Raw genomic sequence first — 2,712 nt, 5'->3', positions numbered from 1 at the left:
TGCCGCCTATCATCAGAGACTTAATACGAGCCTGCAAAGAAGCCACTACATCTGATTTCCACTTAGCGCCATTTGCCAACTCCTCTGCGACAATCTCAACTTCGTAATATAAATCATCTAGTGTTGGGTAGTCTGTTCTTCCTTTTGTATTTCTATCATTCAAAACATCCCATCCCAATTCCGCATACACGTTATACACACTAGTCTCTAGAATATATGGCATTGGAGGATATAATTCAAAACTAGCCTTAAAAGAAGATAGTAAATAATCAATATGTAGCTGTAACGGCACACCATCTATTTTCTCAAATGGATTTATCCTAAACGGAACTGAATCATTGCCTTCATAACCTAGTGTAAACACCACTGGTGATATATTTAGGATTCGTCCAAGCTCGTAATACTCCTGTTTTGCTGATTCTATAACAAGAAATGGAATGCTATATTTTGTATATAGTTCCTTTAAAATAAATTTGGATGTATTACTTTTTCCACCTCCAGTTATACCGTTTATTAAGCCATGTCTTGTAAAATCGTCTAATCGAATATCATAATATATTTGCGTTAAAGGCTTACCATTATATGCAACATTTCCTATCCTAAATCCATCTGCCGATCTCCTTGGTGCACAATCAAATGTCATCTCTTTATCAAGATAAAACCCAGGCACTTCTCTCTCTGGGAACTGCAAATATCTGGCAAGGATCTCGCTAGGCATCACATTCTGATATTTATATGAAAAATATTCAAATGGCGGCATTTCATCAGCAAGGAAACTTCTTTCATCAACATTAAACTTGTCAATAGGTAGCCCTAATCCATCTGAAAAAAACTCCTCAACATTCGAAAACTCCATGCACTTGATTGCATACGGTACAGAATCCTCGCCGCCATAAAATTCCTTTAATTATAGAGGCCATCTGTTTTGCGTAGGTCATAGGTTCAAATCCTGTCCCCGCTATTTTTATGTAAGCCCAGATAGCTCAGTTGGTAGAGCAGAGGACTGAAAATCCTCGTGTCGCTGGTTCGATTCCAGCTTTGGGCACTAGATGAAAAGCTGAAACTTTTATGAGTTTCAGCTTTTATTTGTTTATGCGGGCAAAGCCCTCCAAAACGTACAGTATGTATATTTATAGGATTCCGAAGGAGGAGATATCAGAATGGTATTTGAGGTTGGACAGGTTATAAAGATGAAGAAGGCGCATCCTTGTGGAACGAATTCCTGGGAGATACTCAGAGTAGGAATGGATTTCAGACTCAGATGTACTGGCTGTGATCATCAGGTCATGGTGCCCAGAAAATTGGTGGAGAAGAACTTCAAGGGATTTATTGAAGAATAAAAAAGAAGCAGGATCATGATTAGGCGATTATGATTCTGCTTCTTTTTTTATATAAAGTTTTTTGTGAGCCGATTGAGTATAACTCATATATTAGCTTTACTCTCTTTAAGGGAGGAGCGCAGCCGCTTGACGGCTGCGCCAATTAAGGGATTGGGGGGTGTAGTCATTTCTGACTACAAAAAAGGGAGTAAATAACAAAAAATAGTAAATTGTCAAATTTCAGTGTAAGCTGTCAACGCTTTCTGTTGTCTTTCTGTATCTCTTGCTTACAAGTTGATAATATGATAAATGGATCAGGATTGCAATAGCATTTGGCTCATTTAGGTTATAATGCCATATTTGTTGGCGATTTTGACTGTTTTTGACTACTTTTGCATGTATAATCGTAAAAAATCATCTGATGTAACATAACGCAACGATATTGCGCAAGTTGCACACAGACAAGTTGCGCAATACAGAAGAGATATATAATAATAAAAGAGCAGAATCACGATTAGGCGATCATGCTTCTGCTCTTTTTATTTATATAAGATTTTTTGTGAGCTGATATTGAATATATCATAACATTTGGTTACTCACCTTTAAGGGAGGGACGCAGCCGCTTGACGGCTGCGTCAATTAAGGGATTGGGGGGTGTAGTCATTTCTGACTACGAAAAAAGGGAGTAAAAACAAAAAATAGTAAATTGTCAAATTCCAGTGTAAGCTGAAGATGTTTCTGCTGTTCTTGTATCTCTTGCTTACAAGCTGATAATATGACATAAATGTTATTTATGCAATAGCATTTGATTGTTTTCCGTCATATTCACATATTCATAATAAATTTTGACTGTTTTTGACTGAAAAGGAATAAATCAGATATTTGCACTATTCAAATGGCATGCTTATGTGATATAACTTTACTTATATGACGTGATAATACATTATTCCGCAGATGAATTATCACAGATAATATGCATACGAAAAAAGATCAGGGAGGATCAAGATGAAGAGTAGCAAGAAAAATCTTATTGCCATCGCCGTGGTAATTCTCATTATTGCGGTTCTCGGAATTCTGTCTATATATGTAGATAAGATTCCATCGCCATCGACATATGCGACATTCTGGGCACTTGTACCATCGGTTGTCGCTATCACGCTGGCACTTATAACGAAGGAGGTTTACAGTTCACTGTTTATAGGAATTGTAATAGGAAGTGTGTTTGCCTCCGGATTCAGTTTTACGGGCAGTATATCGAATGTACTGCAGGATGGACTGATCGCACAGCTTTCAGATTCATATAATGTAGGTATACTGATATTCCTTGTCATTCTTGGAACCATAGTTGCACTTATGAACAAGGCAGGTGGATCCAAGGCATTTGGTGACTGGG

The 2,712-nt window shown here is 37.5% G+C and carries 2 protein-coding genes, 1 tRNA gene and 1 pseudogene; 3 read left to right on the top strand and 1 reads right to left on the bottom strand.

Going from position 1 to position 2,712, the window contains the following annotated elements; all coding sequences use genetic code 11:
* Positions 1-856, bottom strand: an 856-nt coding sequence (locus CCU_RS06215; RefSeq protein ID WP_208896040.1) for a helicase HerA domain-containing protein, incomplete at its 3' end; no start/stop codon positions are given.
* Positions 857-972: 116 nt separating this feature from the next.
* Between CCU_RS06215 and CCU_RS06210 the strand changes: the two genes are divergently transcribed.
* The 3 genes and pseudogenes from CCU_RS06210 to CCU_RS06200 form a co-directional block, all read left to right on the top strand.
* A tRNA-Phe gene (locus tag CCU_RS06210) sits at positions 973-1,045 on the top strand.
* A 115-nt stretch (positions 1,046-1,160) separates the two neighbouring features.
* Positions 1,161-1,340, top strand: coding sequence for a DUF951 domain-containing protein (locus tag CCU_RS06205; protein ID WP_015533982.1), 180 nt, complete (start codon positions 1,161-1,163; stop codon positions 1,338-1,340).
* A gap of 984 nt (positions 1,341-2,324) precedes the next feature.
* A pseudogene (locus tag CCU_RS06200) lies at positions 2,325-2,712 on the top strand (Na+/H+ antiporter NhaC family protein); the annotation flags it as partial.

Origin of the sequence: Coprococcus sp. ART55/1, assembly GCF_000210595.1 — a bacterium.
GTDB classification, from domain to species: domain Bacteria; phylum Bacillota; class Clostridia; order Lachnospirales; family Lachnospiraceae; genus Coprococcus; species Coprococcus aceti.
This window is presented reverse-complemented; position numbering and strand designations above follow the sequence as displayed.